The sequence below is a fragment of the Aquirufa sp. genome (assembly GCF_044342065.1).
In the GTDB taxonomy this organism is placed as follows: domain Bacteria; phylum Bacteroidota; class Bacteroidia; order Cytophagales; family Spirosomataceae; genus Aquirufa.
In genome coordinates this window covers 1-26,737 of record NZ_JBIIQN010000008.1, presented here as the reverse complement: position 1 = coordinate 26,737, position 26,737 = coordinate 1, and the positions used below count along the sequence as shown (strand labels likewise).

The window sequence follows — 26,737 nt, the reverse complement described above, 5'->3', positions numbered from 1 at the left end:
GATGAACCGACAAGTTTCTGCCCAAATTATTGAAAGAAAATACCTGGCAAAAGATTTCCAGCTTAGCACTTGGGAAAGTGTTTTACCTTATTTTGAACAGCTGAGCCAAACGGAAATTACGTCTTTAGCCGATTTAATTCAGTTTTGTGAAAACCGCTCGGAATTGGAAAGTTACTTATCGGAAAATTTTGCTTGGCGCTATATTAAAATGTCATGTGACAATCAGAATGAGGCGCATCAAGTAAGTTACCAGCAATTCGTCAATGAGATTATGCCCAATGCGTCGGTATATGACGATGCGTGGAATAAATTAGTAACTGAAAGTCCCTTCGCTTCTGAACTTCCAGAAATTGGCTATGCAGTCATGTTACGCGGCATGAAAAAATCAATAGAGATTTTCAGGGAAGAAAATATTCCACTATTTACAGAATTGCAAAATCTACAGACCCAATATGGGGCAACCACAGGATCTCTTATGGTTGAAATAGATGGAGAAGAAAAAACGCTCCAACAAGCCAATGCCTTTTTAGAATCAACCGACAGAGCAAAACGCCAAGCCGTATATGAAAAAGTATCAAATGCACGCTTGGCTGTTCAAGAAAATTTAGACCTGCTTTTCAATCAACTGGTTGAAAAACGAAATCAAGTCGCACTCAATGCAGGTTTCGCAAACTACCGTGATTATGCTTTTGCGAGTCTTGGTCGATTTGATTATGGCCCAGCCGACTGCTTTGAATTTCATGAGGCGGTAGCGAATACCGTTGTTCCAATCATCAACCAACAAGCCGAAAAGCGCAAAAAGGCTTTGGGTCTTGAAGCTTTAAAGCCTTGGGACAAGTCGGTGGATGTACTCGGCCGGAAGCCCTTAAAGCCCTTTGAAACAGGCCAAGAGCTATTAGACAAAACCATTCAGGTATTTGAAAATATTGATCCATTCTTGAGCGAATGCCTTAGAGAAATGGTCAAACTAGATCGATTTGACTTAGACTCCCGCAAAGGCAAAAATCCAGGTGGATATAATTATCCATTAGAGGAAAGTGGTTTCCCCTTCATTTTCATGAATGCCGCAGGCCAAGTTCGCGATATGGTTACCTTATTGCACGAGGGAGGTCATGCCGTCCATTCCATTTTAACAAAAGATTTGAGCTTAAATGCCTTCCGAAATTTCCCATCCGAAGTGGCAGAACTCGCGTCTATGAGTATGGAATTAATTACCATGGATGAATGGGACCAGTATTTCCAAGATCCTCAAGATGCCAAACGAGCGAAAATCAAACATTTAGAAGATATCTTAGAAACCTTACCCTGGGTGGCAACAATTGATGCGTTCCAGCATTGGATTTACGAGCACCCAGCGCATCGTATTGAAGAGCGCAGCGCAGCTTGGGAGCGCATCTTCTCAAAATTCTCGGATTCAATTACGGATTGGTCAGGTATCAATCAGGTAAAAGCAAAGCTTTGGCAAAAACAATTACACTTATTCGAAGTGCCCTTTTACTATATTGAATATGCGATTGCTCAATTAGGCGCACTTGCTGTTTGGCGTAATTATTGCCAAGATCCGAAAAAAGCATTGAATCAGTATTTAGATGCGCTTAGTTTAGGCTATACCAAACCGATGAAGGAAATTTATGCCGCAGCGGGTATTTCCTTTAATTTTAGCCAAAACTACATAGCCGAGTTGATGAATTTTCTAGTTGAAAAAATTAATCAAATAGAAGAAAGCTAATTTTTTTAAACCAAAAAATGGCCTTATTTTTGCATCGTATTTTAGTTTAAAGAGAACAATGAAATTAAAAAATCTACTTCCTATTGTTGCCATTGCTTTAGTGGCTTCCGCCTGTGATTATCAAAAGTATAACCGCATCAAACAAAAAGATGTTCATGCAGGTAATGAGTATGTTTATGGTGTACATCCAGATTCTGCAGCCGTTCAATCTAAAAATACGTATACAGCTAAGCCTGAATTAGAGGTTCGCGCAAACGCGATTAGAGAAAAACTATTCCAAGGAAAAGAAATTTCAAAAGGAAATTAATACGCTACTAGATTAAAAATTAAGCCGGTCAATGATCGGCTTTTTTTGTGCCTCTACTTGATAATTAAATCGCGAACAAAAGTCAATTGGTAGAATAAAACCGTAAAGACAATCGCCCAAAAAAGACCTGAAATAGCCATAAAAAATAACACCCGTGGCGTAGGAACTTTAAAAGAGAGGGCAAGTAAACTACCGCCTATCGGAGTAAAAAGTAAAGGTGTCATAACCGCGATACCTTTGATCCCGAATCGCTGCCAAATACTTACCGCATAACGAACGCGTCCAGAAAATAATTTGGGTTTTTGTACTCGCAAGCGACTAATTTGTTGGACTAGAAAACGTCCTATCGTCAACATAACCGTCACCGTAAACATCATGCCTATCCAGGTACAAAGAATCGTTTCCAGCATGGATAAACCCAAACCAAAACCCGTCAGAGGCCCTGCCACAAATTTAATCGATGAAGCGGCCATGACCGCAAAATAAGCTCCCCAATGCATTACTTTACGCCTTTATAAACCGATACCCCTTGATCTAAAAAGGAAACAAAATGGGCAATATCGGCATCAAACGCTACCGGCTTCACCATTGGCGCAGCATCATTTCGCGGATCTAATAACACATAATGCGGTTGCGCATTCGAGTCAAATCGGGCAATCTGAAAATCTAGATTTTGATCACCTAAGGTCTTCTTCTCTTGCCCATCTACCTTGGATACATACCATTGATCTGCTGGTAATTCCGTTTTGTCATCACAATACAAAGCAACCACGACGTATTGCTCCTGTAAACGCTTCAACACTTGTGGATCCGACCAAACGTTCTCTTCCATCTTCCGACAGTTCACACATCCATGACCCGTAAAATCGATAAACAAAGGTTTTTTTACTTTTAACGCATAGGCCTTTGCTTCCTCAAAATCAAAGAAACCTTGCAAACCCAAAGGAAGCGTTAAAAAATCAGCATATTTCTTTTGACCTTGATCTATTTTTGTTGGAGCCACAACACCAACTTCCGTACCCTTAAAATCCTGAGAACTTAAGGGGGGTAACCATCCGGATAAGCCTTTCAAAGGCGCCCCGAACATCCCAGGAATCAAATAAATCACAAAAGCTAAAACAGCCGTAGCAAAAAGTGCACGAGGCACCGATAAGTTTTTTGCAGGACCATCATGTGGTAAGGAAATCTTACCAAATAGATACAAAGTCAAAGCTCCGAAAATAGCAATCCAAATCGCTAAGAAAATCTCCCGATCCAATAAATGCCAATGGTACACCTGATCCGCCACACTTAAAAACTTAAACGCCAAAGCGATTTCCAAGAAACCCAACACTACTTTTACCTCATTCATCCAATTACCTGATTTAGGTAGCGATTTCATAAACCCAGGGAAAATGGCAAACATGGTGAACGGGATCGCAAATGCTAGGGAAAAACCCAACATCCCGATAATTGGCTTCAAGAAAACCCCTTGTGAAGCTGCAATCAAAATCGATCCAGCCAAAGGTCCCGTACATGAAAATGATACCAAAACGAGCGTAAAGGCCATAAAAAACACACCCATCAAACCGCCTTTATCCGATTTGGCATCGACTGAATTTACCAAACCCGAAGGCAAAACGATTTCGAAAGCCCCTAAAAACGAAATTCCAAAGAAGATAAATATGACAAAAAAGAGCAAATTCGGAATCCAGTGCGTACTCAAGAAGTTCGCAAAACTAGCCCCAGCAAAGAAGGCGAGGATTGTCCCAAAAAACACATAAATCAAGACAATAAATAAGCCGTACAAGAAAGCGAGACGCTTCCCTCCCTGTTTCTTCGTGAAGAAACTCACGGTCATCGGAATCAAGGGATACACGCAAGGTGTTAACAAAGCCAACAAACCTGCACCTAAAGCGACAAAAAAGAACTCGATTAATCCTCCTCCGGCTACATCAGAGGTTTTTTTTTTTGAGTCCTCGGAAGCAGATATCTTGAAGTTGCCTTTTACAGGTACACACAAGCCACTTTCATTCGAGCATGCTTGTGAATCATAGGCCCCATCAATTACCCAAGTATCAGATGTAATTTTTATTTTTTGACGAAACTCCCCTAATTCCGTAAAGTAGGTGTAAGTGCCTCCCCATATCTCTTTATCTTCCTTACTGTGTGGATTAATCGCTTTCAAAGGACCAACTGCCTCAACACCTAGACCCGGCTTTAATGTAACTGTAGTCACTACAGGGCCCAACTCCTTATCAAAATCAGATGAATATAAGTACCAGCCTTTATCGATGCTTACCTTGAAGATCAATTCGGCTTCCTGTCCAACCGTAGGCTGAGCAGGCGATAAAGTCCATGACCATTTCGCAGGTGTAATTTTTTGCCCCAAAAGCTGAACTGAAAAGAACAAGAACAGCGCTAAGAATTTTAATTTCATTCGTTGAAAAATTAATGCCTGCAAAATTACGCTTTTTTGTTGGGATACAAACGTGATATTTGTCGAGATAGTTACACCCTTTTTCGTTTTTCTATTCAGATAAAAAAACGTAAATTTACACCCTTAAAATACGTATTCAAGAACATCTTCAATTCATGGCTGCTAGCACATTCCCAACCCAAAGAGACAACGAAATTTTTTCATTAATTAGTCAAGAGGCTCACCGACAAGAATTTGGTATAGAGTTAATTGCGTCAGAGAACTTCACATCCCCACAAGTGATGGAAGCACAAGGAAGTGTGTTGACTAATAAATATGCTGAAGGACTTCCAGGCAAACGTTATTATGGCGGTTGCGAAGTAGTGGATGAGGTGGAAACTTTGGCTATTGAACGTGCAAAAAAATTATTTGGTGCTGCGTGGGCGAACGTGCAACCGCACTCAGGAGCACAAGCAAATGCAGCTGTTTTTCTTTCGTTCTTGAATCCAGGCGATAAAATTTTAGGATTTGACTTATCCCACGGCGGTCACTTATCGCATGGTTCACCAGTAAATTTCTCTGGAAAATATTTTCAAGCATTCTTCTACGGCGTAGAAAAAGAAACGGGGTTAATCGACTGGGATAAAGTAGAGGTAACCGCTTTAAAAGAAAAGCCAAGGTTGATTATTTGTGGTGCTTCTGCTTACTCACGTGATTGGGATTATGTCCGTTTGCGTGCAATTGCCGATAAAATTGGCGCTATCTTATTAGCAGATATTTCACATCCTTCGGCATTAATCGCTAAAGGTCTATTGAATAACCCCGTCCAACATTGCCATATCATCACCACAACTACCCACAAAACATTACGTGGACCGCGCGGTGGTTTGATCATGATGGGCAACGATTTTGAAAACCCATTCGGTTTCAAAACCTTAAAGGGAGAACTTAAATTAATGTCGGCATGCCTAGACGGCGCCGTGTTCCCAGGAACGCAAGGCGGACCATTAGAGCATGTAATTGCAGCAAAAGCCATTGCTTTTGGCGAGGCATTAACACCTACATTCGAAACCTACGCGAAACAAGTTCAAGCAAACGCTCAGGCGATGGCAAAGGCTTTCTTAGCAAAAGGGTACGATATTATCTCAGGCGGAACTGATAATCACTTGATGCTCATCGACTTACGTCCGAAAGGCTTAAGCGGTAAATTGGCAGAAAATACCTTAATTCAAGCCGATATTACGATTAACAAAAACATGGTACCATTTGATGACAAATCTCCGTTTGTGACTTCAGGTATGCGTGTGGGTACTGCTGCGATGACAACGCGTGGGTTGAAAGAGGCCGATATGACACAGATCGTAGATATGGTCGACAAGGCTTTAATGAACCATGACAACGAAGCAGTATTGAAATCAATTAAAGGAGAAGTCAATGAATGGGTTAAACAATTCCCATTATATCTATAATTAAAAAATGGCCTTAGATCAAGATTGGGACGAAGAATTAGATGAGGATAAAGACGGGACTGAAATGTCTTTTCTTGATCACTTAGAGGAGTTGCGCTGGCACATTATGCGGTCCATCGCCTCGATCTTGATATTTACGATTGCAGCCTGGATATTCCGAAATGAAATTTTTGGCATCATCATCATGGGGCCAACTAAAGTGGATTTTTGGACAAATCAGGTACTTTGCCGCTTAGCGGATGTCACAGGTTGGACGAGTCTTTGCATGCAGCAAGCCGACTTCATTTTACAATCTCGTGAGGTTTCAGGTCAGTTCATGATGGCCTTGACACAATCCATTATTGTGGGTTTAATGTTCGCATTCCCATATGCCTTTTATGAGGTGTGGCGATTCATTCGTCCAGGTCTTAAATCCAAAGAAATGAAAGCGGCACGCGGGGCAGTTTTCTGGGTGTCTTTGTTATTTTTTGTCGGGGTATCCTTTGGGTATTTTATTGTAGCCCCGATGGCCATCAATTTCTTAGCTAATTTCAAGTTAGATCCTTCCATCCAAAATCAATTTGACATTAACGACTACATCTCGTTATTGTCGATGCTAACACTAGCCTGCGGATTGACCTTTCAGTTGCCCATGATTGCATTTGTATTATCGCAAGTAGGGATATTAACCCCATCCTTCATGCGCGAATACCGCAAACACGCGTTAATCGTCATCTTGTTGGTAGCAGCGATTATCACGCCATCCCCAGATGTGATTTCCCAATTGCTCGTCGCTTTTCCGTTATTCGGATTATATGAGATCAGCATCATCGTTTCGGGCCGAGTATTGCGCAGAAAAATGCGTGAAGAAGCCGCAGAAGCAAACGACTAATACCTTATGAATTATCTATCAGCGGAAAATATTTCGCGAAATCTTGGCGAACGCTGGGTATTTAAAAACCTATTTTTCGGCTTGCAAAAAGGCGAAAAAGTAGCGCTCATCGGAAAAAATGGAACAGGTAAAACGACCTTGATGGAATCCATCATGGGGATGCAGTCACCTGACGAGGGTAAAATTACCATACGCAATGGAATCCGAGTAGGTTACCTTCCCCAAAATCCTATTTTTGAAGAAAACGAGCGTGTTTTGAATTACTTGTTTTCGGATGATTTACCAAGTGCCGTGGCCATCAAAGCCTACGAAAAAGCCATGCTGTCCGGTGATCCACAAGAGCTAGAAGATTCATTTGCCTTAATGGAGTCGAACAACGCCTGGGATTACGAGGCAAGAGCCAAACAAATCATTACGCGTTTAGGGATTCCAGATGGGGACCAACAAGTTTCCACGCTCTCAGGAGGCCAAAAGAAACGACTTTCTTTGGCTAAGTTGTTGATCGAAAGTCCGGATATTATGATTTTGGATGAGCCAACTAACCACTTGGACATTGAAACCATTGAATGGTTAGAAGGTATTTTATCCGGTCCAAACGTAACGGTTCTAGTCGTTTCCCACGATCGATATTTCCTAGATAAGGTTTGTAATAAAATGATGGAATTGGCCCTCGGGTCGATATATACCTATGAAGGAAATTACGGGTATTTCTTAGAGAAAAAAGCGGAGCGCGAAGCATCCGAAGCGAGCACCGTTGCAAAAGCAAAAAACTTATACCGCAAGGAATTAGAATGGATGCGTCGCCAACCGAAAGCGCGTGGCACCAAATCACAATCCCGCATCGATGCCTTCTCCGAAACAGAGGAAATGGCGCATCGGAAAGTGGATGATAGTAAGTTGGAATTGAATATTCAAATGTCCCGCTTAGGGAATAAAATCATTGAAATCAACCACCTGAAAAAGGCTTGGGGAGAGAAGAAAATCGTCAATGATTTCACCTATACGTTTAAGAAAAAAGACCGCATTGGTATCGTAGGCAAAAATGGAGCAGGGAAAACGACCTTCTTGCAATTATTGACCGGCTTAGAGCAACCTGATTCAGGAACGATTGATCCGGGGGAAACTTTGGTAATCGGGTATTATACCCAATTACCCTTTGAATTCAAACCGGAACAACGCGTCATCGATACGATTACAGAGATTGCTGAGGTGATTCCCTATGGCAAGAATGAGTCATTGAGCCCAAGTCAATTTTTAAGTAAATTTTTATTCCCTACGGCCCAACAATACACACCGGTTTCGAAATTATCTGGTGGGGAGAAGAAGCGATTGCAGTTGATGCAGGTCTTGGTGAAGAATCCAAATTTCTTGATTCTGGATGAGCCAACAAACGACTTGGATTTGGATACGCTACAGTTACTAGAAGACTTTTTAAGTGAATTCCAAGGCTGTTTATTGCTCGTTTCGCACGACCGCTATTTCATGGATAACTTGGTAGATCAATTAATCCTAGTGGAAGGCGAAGGAGAAGTCAACTTCTTTAATGGCAATTATACCGATTACCGCATTGCACTTGAAAATAAAGAAAAGGAACCTGCCCCGGCTCCCAAAGCTGCGGTTATTGAAGCACCTGTAGCCTCAGTTCAAAAAGGAGCTAAACTGAGCTTTAAAGAACAAAAAGAGTTTGAAGATTTAGAAAAAGAAATGGCTAAATTGGAATCTGAAAAAGATGCCTTGATTGAAAAGTTAAACAGTGGCTCAGATGATTTCCAATTGTTGGCTGATTGGGCAAGGGAAATAGAAGCCATTAAAAACACCCTAGAAGAAAAAGAATTACGCTGGTTAGAACTATCTGAAAGAGTATAAATAATGGATCCATTAGAAGGTAAAACGCTAAAATTCATACTGGAATATTTAGTTGACAAGTATGGCTGGGAAGGGCTCGCTAGCCGCATCCGCATCAACTGTTTTTCGCATGAGCCCAGTATCAATTCAAGCTTAACCTTTTTACGCAAAACGGATTGGGCGCGAAAAAAAGTAGAGAACTTGTACATCAAAGCCATCCGCATGGATGAGCATCCACCGAAATAAAAAGAGGCCCCCAATAGGGCCTCTTTCGTTTTACATCAAACCCCTAAGCTTTAGCCTAGGGGTAATATTCATTTGTTTATAACCCTAGGTTTCAACCTAGGGCCATTCAAAACCTCATGCTAGTTCTCAAAGAAGAACTCCTTCAAGGCATACAATGGTTTATCGCCAGCCTCAGGATTTACAAACACGAAATAAAGATCGTCGACGCCATTAACCGAGACAGGCAGCGTTGCTTGACCTATTTTTTGGATATCCACACTACTAACGAGTTTTCCCGTTGGGCTACCTAAGTGTAATTCCAATTTTCCGCCAACAGTTTGACCGGCTAATACAAAGGCCGAAACCTGAATGTTCTTGATTCCAGTTAAATCAATTTGATTGAACGAAGCATAGCCTTGATCGCCAAGAGCTACAACGATTTCACCTAAGCCGTCAACTTTGGTTTTTAGAATTTTGGCACTACCGTCTAGAGATCCTGCAGCAACTTTCGCATCACGTAGGGTTACTACTTTTTGACCAGTAGCAGGAGCCATTTTGCCATTTCCTTTATCTGTATAAGAAGCAGAGAAAATAAACGTTCCTGGTTTGCCTTTATCTGAAGTCGTATAAGAACCTTTGACTGGCTGAGATGCTTTCTTTTCATCAGATAGGCCTAAGATATATATCACCATTTCACGTGCGTCAGCTTTCGAAACTTGTGGGTGGGCAGCCATTACTTGCTCTCCCCAAACACCACCACCTCCACTAATTACTTTCTTTGAAAGCTCATCAATATTTTGTGAACTAGCGCGATACTTTTTAGCAATTTCCTTGTAAGAAGGCCCAATTGATTTCTTTTCTACTGCATGGCATGTCTTACAATCTGATAAATCAATTAAACGCATTCCATTCGAAATGGTAGTATTGCTTTTATGTCCTTGTTCAATTAAGGTCTTATCATACCCTTGTAGGTAATTGATATTTAGAACTACATCCTCTTCTGCAATTTTACGGGAAGCTAATGAACCATCTTCTTTATCATCAACCGCCACTCGATAATTCACGGTCTTGTCATTCCAATAAAAGGTTTTGTTTCCTTCAATTTGAACGTCAACTTTAGGCACGTCATTACCTACTTTCACGCGAATTGACGTTGAGCTTGTATTGCCTTTATTATCCTTTACTTTTAGGACAACATTGTAAATCCCAGGCGAGTTAAATGTATATGAGGGATTGGCCGCTGAACTGCTTTGTCCATTACCAAAATTCCAAGAATATGAGATTGGATCTTTGTCGTAATCCAATGTTCCTTCAGATGAGAACTTCACCTGCATCGGTGCAGCACCTTCTTTTTTACTTGCTGATGCAACTACTTTTGGTGGGCGATTTCCTGCGTTATATTCCAATTTAAAAAGTACCGCTTCTTCGTTTTGCGCGAACCAATTTGGACCATATTCTAAGCCGTAGATTGCTCCATCTTTAGAAAAAGCAAAATCCATCGGGTGCGAAAATGTCGTTCCAGGAAGAAAACGTTCCATTTCAATAAAATCTCCATTGGCTTTCATACTTACCGTATAAACTAAATCACGCGCCCAATCGTAAGCAAATAATTTGCCATCATAATAAGCGGGTAATTTTACTTTTGAATCTTTTGGATAGTCATCATGGTAATATACGCCAGCCGCCATGGCATTTCGTGAACCTTTGCCCATCAAAGGAAATTCAGGTGAATCGCCATATGGATAATAGATAAATGCTTTCTGCGCATTTGGTAAATGGCCTAAACCTGTATTGTGTGGAGAATCATTTACCGGTGCCTTAGGATTGAACTTGGACCATGTAGAATCTTTGTTGAAATCTCTTTGGTTGTACGGACGGTTATCTGCGACAAATAAAGGCCAACCGAAATAGCCCGCCTCGCGTGCTTGGTTAACTTCATCATGTCCTTTAGCGCCGTACTTTGGAGAATCTTCCCCTGCATCAGGTCCTACTTCACCCCAATACAAGAATCCGTTATGTTGGTCTACCGCAATCCGATAGGGATTACGATTCCCCATCACATAAATTTCTGGTTTCGTGTGATATAAACCTTTTGGAAATAAGTTCCCTTCTGGGATTGTATATTTTCCATCTTCCGTAGGTTTAATACGTAAGATTTTTCCTCGTAAATCATTTGTATTGGATGAGGTCGCTCGTGCATCCCAACCCGAACGTTTGTCACGGTTATCGATTGGGCCGTAGCCATTGGAATCGAAAGGATTTGTGTCATCGCCTGTTGATAAGTACAAATTACCCATCTTATCCCAAGCGATGGAACCACCTGTATGGCAGCAACCGTCACGCTTTACGGGAACGCGTAATAGTACTTTTTCGCTATCCATCACCAAGGTATCCTTGACATCATCATAGACGAAACGAGATAGATGCTGAGCCGTGTCAGGCTGCCCTGTTTGTGGCGAATAGAATAGATAAATCCAGTGGTTTTTATTGTAATTTGGGTCAACATTTACCCCCATTAAACCGTACTCAAATTTTGAGAACACATTTAAATCAGCTACAACTTTAACCATCCCTTTCTTGGGATCGTACATTTTCAATTTACCTTTTCTTTCTCCGTAGAAAATCTTACCTCCATCCGTCAAAGCTAATTCAGTAGGCTCATCTAAATTTTTGTCCAGAATCGTTTTGGAAAAGCGATTTTCCTCAGGTAGTGTTGCCGTACGCAATGGCTTATTATAATTAATGGCCGGACCAGATGCTGCCCATTGCAAACCACCCCAAATATGTTGAAGCACTAAAGGCTCATCGAAAGTCTCATGCGTATGACCCCAGTTGGTGTAAAATGCACGACCTCCATCAAATTCATGATACCAAGCCATCGGGTGATAATCACCCATCTTACCGTCTTTATATGATTTCTCATCCAAGGTAATTAATACCTTGACATCCTTGTTGAAGTTTTTGAAATCATAGAATTCATCCGTACGATCGAAGGTCGCCGGCATGTGTTTCGTCGAAATGTGCGATTGATTCACAGCCGTGAATGTACCCTTTTGAACATTTGGCCGACCGGGATGCGAGGCGAATTGACCACCCGCTAATTTATTATACCAAGGCCAGTCGTATTCCGTATCTGTAGCAGCGTGTACCCCAAAATAGGCTCCTCCTGCTTGAATGTAGCGCTCAAACGCATTTTGTTGTTGGTCATTTAACACATTCCCCGTCGTGCTCATAAAAACAACTACGCGGTAGTTCTTCAAATTTTTCTCCGTAAACATGGCAGGGTTTTCAGTCGTATCGACCGAGAAACCTTTTTCTTTGGCCATTTTAAACAAGGCTATTTGACCTGGTTTAATGGAGCTGTGGCGGAAACCTTTGGTTAATGAAAAGACCAAAACTTTTTGACCTTTTAAGGGGTTTGCTTCTTGTGCGAAGGCGATGTAAATTGAAGAAATGCTTAAGATTGCGGCAAACATCAATCGGACTAAGCCGAACAAATTCTTTTTCATAGTTTTTATTTTTAACAATAGGTGTTGCAAGATAGGCTAAAAGCAAATTTTATTCATAAATTTCCTCAAATATTTCTATCATGAACAAACTAGTCACAACCATTACGCTTGTTTTCATTAGCGTTTACGCCTTTGGGCAATCTTGTTGCTTCGTAACGAAAGATGAGATGCAATTGATGGCTTCCAATAAAGCTTTCCAACGCTCGCACAAATTGCCTAAACCTTATCATCACGTAAGTAAGGCAGGTGGCGAAATGATTACCTTTTCGACACCGGATGGCCAACAGGCAAATGCGTTCTTCATTAAGGCTGTTCAGCCGACCAATTATACCCTATTTGTTTTTCAAGAATGGTGGGGCTTAAATGATCACATCAAACGTGAGGCCGAACATTTCTACACAACGTTGGGAAATGTGAATGTGTTAGCAATCGACATGTATGATGGTAAAGTAGCTACTACCCGAGAAGATGCAGGGAAATACATGGGAGGAGCAAATCCATTACGTTTAGAAAATATTATCAAGGGAGCCATTACATTCGCAGGTCCAAAGGCTAAAATCGCGACTGTTGGCTGGTGCTTTGGTGGAGCGCTTTCCCTGAAAGCATCTATTTTAGCAGGAACACAGGCTACTGCTTGTGTAATGTACTATGGTACGCCGGTTAAAGATGTAGAACAATTGAAATTATTGAATACTGATGTATTGGGATTATTTGCAGGACGGGAAAAATTCATTTCGCCTGCGGTCGTGAAAGAATTTGAGGACAATATGAAGTTAGCTGGTAAAGGAATTCAAATTAAATCATTCGATGCGGAACATGCTTTTGCAAATCCATCAAATCCAAATTTTGACAAATCAGCTACAGAAGAAGCCTGGAATATGGCAATAAATTACTTCAAAACCCGTTTAAAGTAACATGCGCAAATTTGCAATTCTATTATTTCTGGGAATGTTTTTTGCTGAACCTGTTTGTGAAGCAGCTTTTAGGTCCAAGGTATCAAACTATGCCAAACCAAAGGTTTACAAGAAGAAGAAAGGCTTTCTTTGGGGACTATTTAAAAAGAAACCCAAAAAATGCGATTGCCCTAATTTATAACCGGGTTAAGCCAAGAATCTGCTCGAGTACCTGGCTGCTTATCAGCTAGCCAGCGTTTGCGGTCGGCCTCTTGACTTTCATTTTGAGGCTTAATCACTTCCATTTCAGCATCCATAAAAATGATGGTCATTACTTCCCGCATGGTACCTGAATGGTTTCCTGGTGCAGCATGTAATGTCCAACCCATGTGAAAAGTGGCATCACCAGCTTTCATGGTTTTTTGTGCAACAATGGGGAATCCTTGCTCCTGAACAAAGGCTGCAATGGTTGCTTCTGATTCATCCGAAATGGGCATAGGAGGAAGTTTAACCGTTTGTGTGCCCGAGGCAAAAGTTAACATGCCCATATCTTCGCTGATGTCCACTAGAGGCATCCACATGGTTACCGTCTTGGGCGTACTTAAAGGCCAATAATATTGGTCTTGGTGCCATGGGGTATTTCCCCCTCCCGCCTCTTTAAACAAGGCCTGATCGTGATAAAGACGAACTTTCTTAACTCCCAATAAATCAGCTGCTAATTGGCCAAACCGTTTAGCCAAAACGAATTCTCTAATAGTGGAATCCGCTTCCCATAAATTCATCATTTGTAAAAAAGCTTTCCCGTAGGTATCTCTTTCTTCTATGGGTTTTTGATTTTTTCGAAAATCTTCCGCCCACTGAGCAATCGCATTTCGGTAAGTTTCAAGTGCATCTGGAGGTAGCACATCAGGCAGGTAAATATGTCCTTTTTGCTGGAAATCTGCAATTTGTTGGTCTTGAATGGAATATAATGATTCTAACATACATGAGGATTTGAAACAAAATTCTTAAAAATAGATGAGATAGAATGCATCTATTTTTGCAAAAATTAATGCAATTTTACCATATAAGGCTTAATCATTAAAGCATACAGCTAAATTGCCCAACAAAATGAAAGCGAGTTTAGAGCATTTGGATACTCAAGAGAACGCATCTTTTCAGATTAAGGAAGTAATTCAAAATCGATTTGATGCGCCCTATCATTATCATTCAGCATTCGAATTAACCCTAATCATCGCTGGGGAAGGTAAACGATTTGTAGGTAACCAAATCACTGATTTCAACCCGGGTGATTTAGTTTTACTCGGCGCAAACCTGCCGCACTGCTGGCAAAATAATCGCCAAGACTGGCTAAAAGAAACCGAAGAATCCCAACAAGCTCAAGCATTGGTAATACACTTCACTGCTGATTTTCTTGGACCTGAGTTTTTCAATAAACCAGAATGCCGAGCTATTAAACAACTATTGGATAAAGCACGTGGCGGATTTGCCATCCAAGGCCCTACACAAGATCGTGTAGCTCGTGAAATGCTAGGTTTAAAGGATTTACCACCATTTGCTCGCCTAATTTCCTTACTAAATATACTTCAAGCCATCAGTAATGCAGGGGCAGATGCACAGGCAATCGACACGAATGAGGTCAATTATCAGTTGTCAAAAACAGACCTTGATCGTATAAATCGTATTTATGCCTATGTTATCGCCAACTATACACAAGAGGTTCATTTGGATGAAGTCGCACATTTAGCTAACATGACGGAAACTGCATTTTGTCGGTATTTCAAAAAGGTAACGAATAAAACCTTTGTTTCGCTTGTCACCGAATTCCGTATTAAGCACGCATGTCAATTACTCCGTACAAGTAATAAATCCATGGCTGAAATCTGCTTTGAAAGTGGATTTGGGAATATTTCACATTTCAACAAACAGTTTAAGCATTACATGAACGAGACGCCTTTACAATACAGGAAATTAGTTCGCGAATGGGAGCTGGACTAACACTTAATCCAATGTCTTCAGATTTCAGAGAAAATACCAATAGGCTGTGTTAAAGAAAAAGAAGTGCTTATTTTTTTGCTGGAAACAAAAGGCTCAATCCAATACTTACCGTTAAAATACTTACAATCACACCCAAGGAAGCTAAAGTACCAAAACCCCAAAGTTCCAAATAGTGGTGGCCTATCATCTTCAAGCCCACAAAACTGAGCAATACTCCCAAGCCCATCGGTAAGAAACGGAACAAACCCATCAAACTCGATAAGAAAAAGAAAAGGGAACGCAAGCCCATGACAGCAAAAACATTGCTAAAAAATACGATGTAGGGATCCTTTGAAATTGAGAAAATCGCGGGAATCGAGTCTACTGCAAATAAAATATCGGTAAAAGCAATGACGACAACAACCACAAAAATTGGCGTAATGAATATTTTTCCTGACTTCTTTAACCGCACAAAAAAATGTCCAATCACATTCCGCTTATATACATTAAAGTATTTAGACAACAATTTAACTACTGGATGCTCATTCGTATCAATCGACTCCTCGTGCTCTTTGGAAAGTAATATCTTCACCCCCGTGTAGACCAAAAAAGCACCAAAAAGGTAAATTATCCAATCAAACTTCTGAAGTAAAGCTGCCCCTAAGAAAATAAAGACTAATCTTAATATAATCGCGCCCAATATCCCCCAAACCAATATCTTCTTGTAATACCGCTTCTGAACACCAAACGAATTAAAAATCAAAATGAAGACAAATACATTGTCAGCCGACAAAGAATACTCGACCAAATAACCCGTTAAAAACTCTAGGGATAAATTGTCTTGAAAAATTTCTAATTGGTCATAAAACGAACCTTTGCCTAGATCAATGTGAGGAGCGTAAGTCTGCTGAACAGCATGCAAACTTGGTAAATCTTTAATTCCATGAACCAAAGCACCATTATAACCCAAAAAAACATAAAAAATGATGGCTAAAAGTACCCATGCACCGCTCCAAAACCCGGCCTCTCGAAAACTCACCTCTTCCGCTCCTGCTTTTTTAAATACGCCCAAATCCACCAGCATTACAGCGATAACGGCTATTGAAAAGACAAGAAAAAATAGAGTTTCACTCATAAATAAGTATTTTTACATTTTAAAGGCACAAAGGTCGTAAAATTTGACCAATTTCTCATGTACGAAGGCAAAAAGGTAATCGTCGTTATGCCAGCTTATAAGGCAGCATTGACACTCGAAAAAACTTATAATGAAATTCCACACGATTGGGTTGATGAGGTAATTCTTGTTGATGACTATAGCCCAGATAATACCGTGGAAGTAGCCCAACAAATTGGTATCAAACACATCATCCGCCACGACAAAAATAAAGGCTACGGCGGAAATCAAAAATCCTGCTACACCAAAGCGCTTGAACTAGGTGGCGATATTGTAATTATGCTTCACCCAGATTACCAATACACCCCGATGCTATTAAAAGCGATGATTTCGATCATTGGTAACGGTTTGTATCCTGTCGTCTTCGCCTCAAGAATTTTAGGTAAGGGGGCCTTAAAAGGGGGAATGCCGATCTATAAATACATCGCCAACCGGCTGTTAACCTTGTTCCAAAACATCTTAATCGACCAAAAATTATCCGAATACCATACAGGCTACCGAGCATTCTCTAAAGAGGTTCTGCAAGCGGTCAACTTCACTAAATGTGACGATGACTTTGTTTTCGACAATCAAATGATTTTACAAATATTCTGGAAGGGATTTGAAGTAGGCGAAGTTACCTGCCCAACAAAATATTTCGAAGAAGCTTCATCCATCAACTTCACACGCAGTTCCATTTACGGAATAGGTGTAATTTGGTATTCAATCCGTTACCGCCTCGCTAAATGGGGATGGAAATGGGATTTAATGAACTAATAAAAAAAGCCTCAGATCTTGCAAGATAATGAGGCTTTTTACAATGATTAGAATCGAATACTCGCACCTAACAAGAAGTTAAATCCTGCTTGCGGATAGTAAAAATTCTCCGTTGTGGTAACTCCACCAAATCGATACGAATAGGTGTACCCATTGGAAGAATACATCTCATTCAATACATTATTCAACAACAATGTAAAAGCAGGGCCTTTCTTCATCGTGTACTTCAAGCGAATATCATGTGTATTGTAGGCTGCGAGTGAACGAGCGTCATTCGATGTGTTATCCAAATATTGCTTACCTACATATTTGCGCAAAATACTGCCTTCAAACGCACCTGCCGTGTAGGTTAATGTGCTTCCATAAATGACTGAAGGCGAAAAGGCAATATCGGTATTCGTGTGATGAATAATGCCTTGATCGTAAGTATCATAATCAATGATAACCTCCTTAAAGTGACGGATACGGTTTTGGCTTAAGGTAACATTTCCATTCCAAGATAGGCGCTTAGAAATTTGGTAATTTAACGAGGCCTCGATACCTAAACGATAACTGGCATCTACATTCTGACGTATGGCATCCCCAGTTGAATTAACAGCTCCGGTTAATACCAATTGATCCTGGTAATTCATAAAATAGCCATTCAGTTGGAAGGCATATTTTGTACTAGCACGTTCATACCCGAACTCATAATCTTGTAAGTATTCTGGACGAGGAGCTGCGGTAGCATTGTCGACAAAATCTTGCCGACTAGGCTCCTTGCTACCCGCAGAAACGGAACCGTACACTTTGGATTTTTCTGAAATTTGATGCGTTAGACCAAATTTCGGATTGAAAAATGAATACGTATTATCTGAATCCAAAGTCAAAGACTTATCGGCAGTTCCTAGCATACGATAACCCACGGTGCGGAATTGGACATCAAAGTAGGCATTCCAAGCAGTTGCCAAAGCCCAATTCGCTTTGGCATATACATTCAAATCTGTTTTTTGCGATCGACTACGATACCACTCATGACCAGCAAAAGCAACTGGTGCAACGAGTAAGCCATAATGACGACCAATGTATCGATTCCAAGCACCACCAAATGTGAACTTGAATTTTTGCGAACCAGCATAATTCAACGCAAATGTCGACCCATAAAAATCATTATCTAACCATTTCCGCCTTACCACATCGACGATGGGTTTTGCTCCAAGCCCATACGATTGTAAATCCGCGTTAGGTCTGAATTCTTCAAAATAACCACGTCCATAGGTATAGTGCGCGTTCAAATCCAAATTCCACGCCTCGTTCAATCGGTGATTCGAAATTAATTGAAAATGATCCTGCGCGTAATTATCCGTTTGATTATCATAGGTGTAGTAGTTATACCTCCGGCCACTGTTCAATAAATTGTTAGCGTCAGCTTCAGATAAATAGTTACGGTCAATAAAGGCTTTCATCTCATCTACTGAGCCATTAACTCTACTTTCTGGAGTTCCATACCATGACTGGTAGGTCTTCTCATTTCCCGTAAAATAGTTAAAACGAGCGAAGCTCTTCGCTCCAAAATATCCTGCAGAAAAATAGGCAGATATCAAATTAGATGAGGCGCGATCGATAAATCCATCCGATACAATGCGAGACAAACGCCCATCAAAGGTAAATTTGCCTTTCAACAATCCGGATCCGAATTTTAAGGTTGTCTTTAAGGTTCCAAAGGATCCCCCGGAAGCATTCGCCTCCCCATAAGCATTAGGCTCAAAGGTGTTGGTCTGCATGTTGACAGATCCCCCAAAAGCTCCTGCTCCATTTGTGGAAGTTCCTACGCCTCGCTGAATTTGCACCGAATTAACTGAGCTAGCAAAATCGGGCATATTTACCCAAAAAGTCCCTTGCGATTCCGAGTCATTAATCGGGATACCGTTGACCGTCACATTCACACGCGTCGCATCAGAGCCACGGATTCGAATTCCGGTATAGCCAATTCCAGCACCCGCGTCTGAGGTAGTTACCACCGATGGGGTAAAATTAAGCAACATAGGCATGTCCTGACCTAGGTTACTTTTGCCCAATTCCGTAGCCGAAACATTGGAATAGGCCATGGCGGAGTTTTCATCAGCCCGAGTGGCACGAACAACCACTTCATCCTGCAAGAAATTAGATTTTTTTAAGCCGATTTGTGTGGCCCTCTCCGCCGAAACTTCCACAGGCTCATAGCCTACAAAGCTGACTAAAATAGTCGCGTTAGGCGTTACGGCCAACTGGTATCGCCCCTTCGAATCGGTCACATTTCCTTTCTGACTTCCTTTCACGGAAACAGAAGCTCCCCATAAAGGGGCATTTGTTTCTTGATCGAAAACCCTTCCTTCGATCTTTTGACCTAACATGGCATGCGTAAGTAATAAAAAAAACAGCGTCGTTAGCTTTTTCATAATTTGTTGAAAAGTTTAACAACAGGTAAAGGAGTCAAATCCTGTATGATTTAACAATAACCCTTATTTTTTGATTTTTTCTGAGTTTTCAGCGCTAAAAACTCGACAAAATCCCTTCGGCAGCATTACCTGCATCAGGTTCAATGGGTATAATCTCAGCCTTTTTTAAAGGCACCCCTTTTTGTGGATGCACAAAGATATAAATTTTTCTACCTTTGCAAGCCATTCGCCTGTTCAGAATTTTATGATTGTCAAAGAATTTCTTTCCATTTACAAATCTGACGGAATTGTTCAACACATTTCTGAGCAAATTCATCGTTCCAATTCTGAAAACAACTACATAAAAGGTCTTTGTGGAGCCTTGGATACGGTTCTAATCGCAGCATTACTCAAGGAAAAAAATCCTTTCCTTGTTATTTGCGAGGCAAAAGAAGAAGCTCAATACGTCTTAAATGATTTAGAATCTCTGTTGGGAGAATCGGCAGTCATCCTATTCCCTATGTCACATAAAAAGCCTTATGAATGGGAAGAAGTGGATAATGCGAATGTATTGATGCGAGCCGAAGTACTCAATGTTCTGAGTAATTACAGTGGACAAGCCTTGATTATTGTCAGCTATCCGGAAGCTATGACGGAAAAAGTAATCAACCGCAAGTCCTTGGTAAAAAATACACTATCCATCCGCGTTGGAGATAAAATTGATCGAAATTTTGTAGCAGAAACGCTAAATGAATATGATTTTGAACGCACAGATTTCGTTTATGAAGCTGGGCAATATTCCGTAAGGGGCGGAATTCTAGATGTATTTTCCTATGCCGCAGAATACCCCTATCGACTTGATTTCTTCGGAGATGAAGTGGAAAGTATCCGCACTTTTCATCCAGAGACCCAGCTATCCATTCAATCGGTTTCAGCCATGCACCTAATTCCAGACGTGCAAACCAAGCTGGTCCAAGAAACACGCGAATCATTCTTTAGCTTTTTACCTGAAAACACGCGCATCTGGCTTAAAGATTACAGCATGCTAATCGATGCAATAGAGACTAATTTTGAGAAAGGTGAAGCAGCCTATTTAGCCAGTACTAATTCGGATATCAATGTATTAAACAAACCTGGTGAGCGCTGGGAAACAGATAAAAGTATCAAAAAGTCCTTGCAACAATTTACAAACATTGAGTTTGGAAAGCGTACGCATTTAAAAAATAGCCAAGTAATTTTCTATCCTTCTAAAAACCCGGGAGTCTTTCAAAAAGATTTTGAACGACTCGCCAATACACTATTGGACAACCAAACGACAGGCTTTCAAAATATCATTTGTTCAGAATCCCCCAGACAACTCGAGCGTTTGGATGTGATTTTCAATGAAATAAATACGCGTATCCAATTCAAACCTTTACAGATTTCCTTACGAGAAGGCTTCATAGACGAGCAAACAAATATTGCGTTTTATCCAGACCACCAGCTATTCGATCGTTTTCATCGCTCCAAAGAGAAGAATAAGTTCTCCAAAAGTAAAGCCCTTACCTTAAAGGAATTAAGAAACCTTCAGGTGGGAGACTTCGTTACCCACGTAGATTACGGGATAGGACGATTTGCTGGATTAAATTTGATTGAAACCTCAAATGGCGAGCAAGAGGTGATCCGCTTAATTTATCGAGATGACGATGTGTTGTCGGTTTCTATCCATTCACTTCATAAAATTTCCAAATATGCAGGCAAAGAAGGTACCCCTCCTACTATGTCTAAATTGGGAACTCCTGAATGGGATAACAAGAAATCCCGTGTTAAGTCGCAAGTAAAGGACATTGCTAAAGAGCTTATTTCTTTATATGCCAAACGTAAAAATGCACCAGGTTTTGCCTTTTCAAGAGATACCTATTTGCAAGCTGAATTAGAGTCTTCTTTTTTATACGAAGATACGCCAGATCAGGCTAAAGCAACGTCTGACGTGAAAACCGATATGGAAAAACCACATCCAATGGATCGCTTGGTTTGTGGTGATGTGGGTTTTGGGAAAACAGAAATTGCCATTCGCGCTGCATTTAAAGCAGTTGCCGACTCAAAACAAGTTGCTGTTTTAGTACCTACCACGGTATTGGCCATGCAGCACTATCGGACTTTTCATGATCGATTAGCGGCATTCCCCTGCAAAGTGGAATATGTGAATCGATTTAAGTCGACAAAACAAATCAAAGAGACTTTAGAACGGGTTGCCAATGGGCAAACAGATATTTTGATCGGTACACATCGATTAGTTAATAAGGATGTTCAATTTAAAAATCTGGGGCTCATGATCATCGATGAGGAACAGAAGTTTGGGGTTAAGGTCAAAGACCGTTTGAAAGAAATGCGTGTCGATGTAGATGTGTTAACATTGACAGCAACACCTATTCCGCGCACCTTGCATTTCTCCTTAATGGGAGCGCGCGACTTATCCATTATCGCGACGCCACCCCCTAATCGTCAACCCGTTGAAACAAAATTGGTGGTTTTAACTGATGAGTTATTGCGAGACGGGGTGCGAGACGAGGTGGCTAGAGGCGGACAAGTCTTTGTTGTACACAATCGGATCAATGAATTAGAAAGTACCGCGAATCGAATCTTACGTTTAGTTCCCGATGCCAAAATTGGCGTAGCCCATGGCCAAATGGAAGGCGATAAACTCGAGCGAATTATGATGGACTTTATTGAAGGCAATTACGATGTTTTAGTGGCTACCAACATCATTGAATCTGGCTTAGATATTCCAAATGCCAATACGATATTTATTATCAATGCGAATCATTTTGGTTTATCTGACTTACACCAAATGCGTGGTAGGGTAGGTCGATCGAATAAAAAAGCGTATTGCTATTTAGTTACGCCCTCGCTTTCTGCGCTAACGAGCGATGCGCGCAAGCGCCTAAGTGCATTAGAAGAATTTTCGGATTTGGGCGATGGGATCAAGGTCGCCATGCGGGATTTGGATATTCGCGGCGCCGGCAATTTATTGGGAGCGGAACAATCAGGCTTCATTAACGATTTGGGCTATGATATGTACCATAAAATATTGGATGAAGCTGTTCAGGAATTGAAAGAAAATGAATTCAAGGCCCTCTTTGAAACAGATTTAACCGAAATCGCAGAGGCGTTAAAAGTTGATTGTCAAATCGAAACAGATTTAAGGGTGTTAATTCCTGAGGAATATGTTACGAGCATTTCTGAACGTTTGGGCTTGTATACACGCTTGGATGAAATCGATGATGAGGTAAGTTTAGCAACATTCGTTACCGAAATGGAAGATCGATTTGGCAAAATGCCCGTGGAGGTTCAAGATATGATTGATTTGGTGCGTTGCCGATGGAAAGCTCAAGTATTGCGCGTGGAAAAAATTACGCTTAAGAACAATATCTTAAAACTATATTTCGTTTCCCATGAGATTCCTCAAGAAATTGTGCTGAAGGTAATTCAATTTGTCAACCATAAAAAAGGCCTTTGCCAACTTCGTGAAAAGTCGGGAAAAATGATCTTGCAGGTTGACAAAATAAGTACCATACCAGAATTAAATACTATTTTAGTGGATATTTTAGGATAGGATAGCACTATTTAATTGATTTTTATACCTTTGTTTTTAAAATTCTGACGAAAGAGCATATAGATGATTGCTAAATTATTAAATGTACTAGGCCTTTGTGCTAGCTTATTTATGCTGACTTCATGCCCAGGTGGCTTAAAAGGAGGTCTTGCGAGTGGCTCAAAGCCAAACAGTGTCAACATAGGTAACGTTTCTACAACGACCGGTTTGGCTTACAATAAAAATGGTTTCCAGGTAGATAAAAAATTCACTGGACAGCAAACTGGCCCGAACTTGGTATTTATCGAGGGGGGACGGTTTACCATGGGTTCATTAGAAGAAGATGTATTGGGATTACATGATAATATCGAACGTACGGTATCGGTTCAATCCTTTTATATGGATGAAACAGAAATTGCCAACGTGCATTATTTGGAATATTTATATGCCGTTCAAAAAGATTCAACCCAAGATTTTTACGAATCAGCACTGCCCGATACTACGGTATGGCGTAATGATTTAGCATTCAACGACCCCTATGTGGAACAATATTTACGTTTCCCAGGATTCCGTATGTACCCAGTGGTGGGAGTTTCGTGGAAACAAGCGACCGATTATTGTGTATGGCGAACAGCAGCTGTGAACAACAATTTAGCATCAGCACCCGTATCGAAATCGAAATTAACTAAGAAACCGGCACCAGGCGCGGTAGCATCTGCAACAGCGCCAAGAGCAAATACGAATGCACGTCTTACCATTGAATCAGGCCGCGTATTACCTTCCTATCGTCTTCCTACCGAAGCTGAATGGGAATATGCAGCTAAAGCAATGATTGGTACGCAGCAACAAGATGAAAATCAGGTCAACCAGCGTATCTATCCTTGGGACGGTCCATCCTTACGTGAATCATCCGGAAAAGGGCGTGGAACGATGTTGGCCAACTTCAAACGAGGACGAGGTGATTATGCGGGTATTGCAGGTAAGTCAAATGACGGAGCGATTATCACGGCAGAGATCTACAAATATGCGCCAAATGATTTTGGTCTATACCAAATGGCTGGTAACGTAAATGAGTGGGTACAAGATTTATATCGTCCTTTATCATTCCAAGACTTTAACGATTTAAACCCGGTTCGTCGTACAGATAAGGAAGATAAAGAGTCTCGTTATGATAGCAAAAACAATCAATCGTTGATTACGAATAAAGTACGTGTTTACAAAGGAGGATCATGGGCTGATGTGGCTTATTGGTTAGCTCCAGGTTCACGTCGTTTCTTAGATCAAGATTCGGCAACGGCCACCATTGGATTCCGTTGTGCGATGATTTCTGCGGGAACAAACCGATAGATAATTAAGCTTATTTCAAGGCTGCCAGTGTGAAAAAGGAAACTTCCTTAGCACCGGCAGCCTTTATTTTTTCTGCAGCCGCTAACAATGTGGCACCAGTGGTAAGCGTGTCATCCACCAACAGTACATTCTTACCCGCTAATTCTTCAAGTATTTCAAACGAATCTTTCAGAAGTTCAAAGCGGTGATAGCGATCCTGCCCAATCAATGAATTCGTTTGACTCAATTTCACTAGTCCGTTCGGAAGAATGGGAATTTGTAACCCTTTAGCTAATCCATTGGCAATACATTCAGCTTGATTATAGGTTCTTTCGCTGAGCCTTTTAGCATGTAAAGGGATAGGAATGATGCAGTCGACTTCGTTAAAAAAATGGGACTTTTTCAATGCTTGTCCAGCCCAATTCCCCAAAAAATCCCCCAAGTCTGCAGCCCCCTTATACTTAACAGCGTGCATAAGGTGCTGAACACGACCACCTGGGGCGAAGATAAAAAAGGTTTGAACCTCCCCATAGTTGAAAAGTCCATCAAACTTAGCACGTAACCACCAGGGGGAATTTTGCATGTAATCGACTCGAGCTAAGGAGATTCGGCAATGCGTACATATAAATTCTTCTGACTCAAAAAGGGGGTCTTCGCAAGCGAAACATAGCTTTGGATAAAGCAATTGTAAAAAGGCATTAAACATCTTTAAAATATTTTTGTATTTAATTAAGTTTCAGTAATTTTGCACCCCTAAACGAGTACCTAGACAAATCATTGTCCAAGTATTTGATAATTAGCAAACGGATTAAAAAAATCATTTCATAATTAACCTTTTAAAATGGCACGCGATTTAAAATTTACTAGAAACATCGGTATTGCTGCGCACATTGATGCGGGTAAAACCACCACCACGGAACGTATCCTGTATTATGCAGGAGTTTCACACAAAATCGGTGAGGTTCATGATGGTGCGGCAACAATGGACTGGATGGAGCAAGAGCAAGAGCGTGGTATCACGATCACTTCAGCTGCAACTACAGTAGGTTGGAAATACCGCGATCAAGATTACCACATCAACATCATTGATACTCCGGGTCACGTTGACTTTACGGTTGAGGTAAACCGTTCATTACGTGTATTGGATGGTCTAGTATTTTTGTTCTCTGCCGTAGACGGTGTAGAGCCACAATCAGAAACAAACTGGCGTTTGGCGAACAACTACAACGTAGCGCGTATCGGTTTCGTTAACAAAATGGACCGTTCAGGTGCTGATTTCTTAAACGTATGTAAGCAAGTAAAAGAAATGTTAGGCAGCTATGCGGTGCCTTTGCAATTACCTATCGGAGCTGAAGAAGGATTCGAAGGGGTAGTTGACTTAGTTAACTTCCGTGGTATCAAATGGAACGAGGCAGATAAAGGAATGACATTCACTGAGGTCCCTATCCCAGATGATATGTTGGAAGAGGCGACTGAATACCGCGAGAAATTATTAGAAGCAGTAGCTGAGTTTGATGAGTCTTTGATGGAGAAATACTTCGAAGATCCTGCATCTATCTCAGAAGATGAAATCTTAGCCGCTTTACGTGCCGCTACGATCTCAATGAAAATCGTTCCAATGCTTTGTGGTTCATCTTTCAAAAACAAAGGTGTTCAAACGATGTTGGATTATGTGATGGCAATCTTGCCATCTCCAATGGACAAAGAAGGTGTTAAAGGAGTTCACCCAGATACTGGTGCTGAAATCTTGCGTAAGCCAAGTGAGTCAGAGCCATTCGCGGCTTTGGCATTTAAAATTGCAACGGATCCATACGTGGGCCGTTTATGTTTCATCCGTGCGTATTCAGGTGGATTGGATTCAGGTTCTTATGTATTGAACAACCGTTCAGGAAATAAGGAGCGTATCTCGCGTATCTTCCAAATGCACGCAAACAAGCAAAACGCGATCGAGCGCTTAGGTGCTGGTGATATCGGTGCGGTAGTAGGTTTCAAAGACATCAAAACAGGTGATACCCTTTCTGATGAGAAACACCCGATCATCCTAGAAGCAATGGACTTCCCAGAGCCCGTTATCGGATATGCAATCGAGCCTAAGAAAACGGCTGATGCAGATAACTTCTCTAAAGCGATCACGAAATTGATCGAAGAAGATCCAACGTTACAAGTTGAATCAAACGAAGAGACTGGTCAAACAATTATCAAGGGTATGGGTGAGCTTCACTTAGAGATCATCATCGACCGTATGCGTCGTGAGTTCAAAGTAGAAGTAAACCAAGGTGCTCCTCAAG

The 26,737-nt window shown here is 41.0% G+C and carries 19 protein-coding genes and 1 riboswitch; of the genes, 12 read left to right on the top strand and 7 right to left on the bottom strand.

The annotated features are described in order from the left end of the window. Position 1 precedes the first annotated feature (1 nt). Entirely contained in the window at positions 2 to 1,729 is a 1,728-nt protein-coding gene (locus tag ACIQZ2_RS04665) for a M3 family oligoendopeptidase (RefSeq protein ID WP_395767680.1), read from the top strand. Between the two features lie 58 nt (positions 1,730 to 1,787). Further along, positions 1,788 to 2,036: a hypothetical protein gene (locus ACIQZ2_RS04660; protein WP_395767679.1), complete on the top strand. Its 249-nt coding sequence runs from the start codon at positions 1,788 to 1,790 to the stop codon at positions 2,034 to 2,036. Positions 2,037 to 2,089: 53 nt separating this feature from the next. Here the strand turns inward: ACIQZ2_RS04660 and ACIQZ2_RS04655 are convergent, their stop codons facing one another. Together ACIQZ2_RS04655 and ACIQZ2_RS04650 are read right to left on the bottom strand one after the other, a co-directional pair. Further along, positions 2,090 to 2,536, bottom strand: a complete 447-nt coding sequence (locus ACIQZ2_RS04655) for a hypothetical protein (RefSeq protein WP_395767678.1) — start codon at positions 2,534 to 2,536, stop codon at positions 2,090 to 2,092. Then, positions 2,536 to 4,455, bottom strand: coding sequence for a cytochrome c biogenesis protein CcdA (locus ACIQZ2_RS04650; protein ID WP_395767677.1), 1,920 nt, complete (start codon positions 4,453 to 4,455; stop codon positions 2,536 to 2,538). The genes ACIQZ2_RS04655 and ACIQZ2_RS04650 overlap by 1 nt, the downstream gene beginning before the upstream one ends. A 155-nt stretch (positions 4,456 to 4,610) precedes the next feature. Here ACIQZ2_RS04650 and glyA point away from each other — a divergent pair, with 155 nt between their 5' ends. Genes glyA through ACIQZ2_RS04630 form a run of 4 tightly spaced genes read left to right on the top strand, consistent with a single transcriptional unit; the run spans position 4,611 to position 8,865 of the window. After that, complete coding sequence (gene glyA / locus ACIQZ2_RS04645) at positions 4,611 to 5,903, top strand: serine hydroxymethyltransferase (RefSeq protein ID WP_395767676.1); 1,293 nt, start codon at positions 4,611 to 4,613, stop codon at positions 5,901 to 5,903. 7 nt (positions 5,904 to 5,910) lie between these two features. Further along, the gene (tatC, locus tag ACIQZ2_RS04640; protein WP_395767675.1) at positions 5,911 to 6,774 is read left to right on the top strand and encodes a twin-arginine translocase subunit TatC; all 864 of its coding nucleotides are present in this window, start codon (positions 5,911 to 5,913) and stop codon (positions 6,772 to 6,774) included. Positions 6,775 to 6,780: 6 nt separating this feature from the next. Next, a complete protein-coding gene (locus ACIQZ2_RS04635) occupies positions 6,781 to 8,640 on the top strand; it encodes an ABC-F family ATP-binding cassette domain-containing protein (RefSeq protein WP_395767674.1) in 1,860 nt (619 codons plus the stop codon). A gap of 3 nt (positions 8,641 to 8,643) precedes the next feature. Continuing rightward, entirely contained in the window at positions 8,644 to 8,865 is a 222-nt protein-coding gene (locus tag ACIQZ2_RS04630) for a VF530 family DNA-binding protein (RefSeq protein ID WP_395767673.1), read from the top strand. A 119-nt stretch (positions 8,866 to 8,984) separates the two neighbouring features. Here ACIQZ2_RS04630 and ACIQZ2_RS04625 read toward each other — a convergent pair whose 3' ends face one another. Then, positions 8,985 to 12,353, bottom strand: coding sequence for a ThuA domain-containing protein (locus ACIQZ2_RS04625; RefSeq protein WP_395767672.1), 3,369 nt, complete (start codon positions 12,351 to 12,353; stop codon positions 8,985 to 8,987). An 80-nt stretch (positions 12,354 to 12,433) separates the two neighbouring features. Between ACIQZ2_RS04625 and ACIQZ2_RS04620 the strand changes: the two genes are divergently transcribed. Continuing rightward, positions 12,434 to 13,267, top strand: a complete 834-nt coding sequence (locus tag ACIQZ2_RS04620) for a dienelactone hydrolase family protein (RefSeq protein WP_395767671.1) — start codon at positions 12,434 to 12,436, stop codon at positions 13,265 to 13,267. 170 nt (positions 13,268 to 13,437) lie between these two features. Here ACIQZ2_RS04620 and ACIQZ2_RS04615 read toward each other — a convergent pair whose 3' ends face one another. Continuing rightward, positions 13,438 to 14,229, bottom strand: a complete 792-nt coding sequence (locus tag ACIQZ2_RS04615) for a phytanoyl-CoA dioxygenase family protein (protein WP_395767670.1) — start codon at positions 14,227 to 14,229, stop codon at positions 13,438 to 13,440. Between the two features lie 127 nt (positions 14,230 to 14,356). On the opposite strand from ACIQZ2_RS04615, the gene ACIQZ2_RS04610 reads away from it, so the two are divergent. Then, complete coding sequence (locus ACIQZ2_RS04610; RefSeq protein ID WP_395767669.1) at positions 14,357 to 15,244, top strand: AraC family transcriptional regulator; 888 nt, start codon at positions 14,357 to 14,359, stop codon at positions 15,242 to 15,244. Between the two features lie 67 nt (positions 15,245 to 15,311). Here ACIQZ2_RS04610 and ACIQZ2_RS04605 read toward each other — a convergent pair whose 3' ends face one another. Beyond that, entirely contained in the window at positions 15,312 to 16,358 is a 1,047-nt protein-coding gene (locus tag ACIQZ2_RS04605) for a TerC/Alx family metal homeostasis membrane protein (protein WP_395767668.1), read from the bottom strand. Between the two features lie 57 nt (positions 16,359 to 16,415). On the opposite strand from ACIQZ2_RS04605, the gene ACIQZ2_RS04600 reads away from it, so the two are divergent. After that, positions 16,416 to 17,153, top strand: a complete 738-nt coding sequence (locus ACIQZ2_RS04600) for a glycosyltransferase family 2 protein (RefSeq protein ID WP_395767667.1) — start codon at positions 16,416 to 16,418, stop codon at positions 17,151 to 17,153. Between the two features lie 47 nt (positions 17,154 to 17,200). On the opposite strand, the gene ACIQZ2_RS04595 is transcribed toward ACIQZ2_RS04600, so the two are convergent. Further along, positions 17,201 to 19,570, bottom strand: a complete 2,370-nt coding sequence (locus ACIQZ2_RS04595; protein WP_395767666.1) for a TonB-dependent receptor — start codon at positions 19,568 to 19,570, stop codon at positions 17,201 to 17,203. A gap of 94 nt (positions 19,571 to 19,664) precedes the next feature. After that, positions 19,665 to 19,759, bottom strand: a riboswitch (TPP riboswitch). Positions 19,760 to 19,814: 55 nt separating this feature from the next. Here ACIQZ2_RS04595 and mfd point away from each other — a divergent pair. Together mfd and gldJ are read left to right on the top strand one after the other, a co-directional pair. Then, on the top strand, positions 19,815 to 23,144 hold the full coding sequence (gene mfd, locus ACIQZ2_RS04590; RefSeq protein WP_395767665.1) for a transcription-repair coupling factor: 3,330 nt from the start codon (positions 19,815 to 19,817) through the stop codon (positions 23,142 to 23,144). A gap of 111 nt (positions 23,145 to 23,255) precedes the next feature. Continuing rightward, entirely contained in the window at positions 23,256 to 24,470 is a 1,215-nt protein-coding gene (gene gldJ / locus ACIQZ2_RS04585; RefSeq protein WP_395767756.1) for a gliding motility lipoprotein GldJ, read from the top strand. A 10-nt stretch (positions 24,471 to 24,480) separates the two neighbouring features. On the opposite strand, the gene ACIQZ2_RS04580 is transcribed toward gldJ, so the two are convergent. Beyond that, positions 24,481 to 25,032, bottom strand: coding sequence for a ComF family protein (locus ACIQZ2_RS04580; protein WP_395767664.1), 552 nt, complete (start codon positions 25,030 to 25,032; stop codon positions 24,481 to 24,483). Between the two features lie 258 nt (positions 25,033 to 25,290). Here ACIQZ2_RS04580 and fusA point away from each other — a divergent pair. Beyond that, a partial coding sequence (gene fusA / locus ACIQZ2_RS04575; RefSeq protein WP_395767663.1) for an elongation factor G occupies positions 25,291 to 26,737 on the top strand: 1,447 nt, incomplete at its 3' end.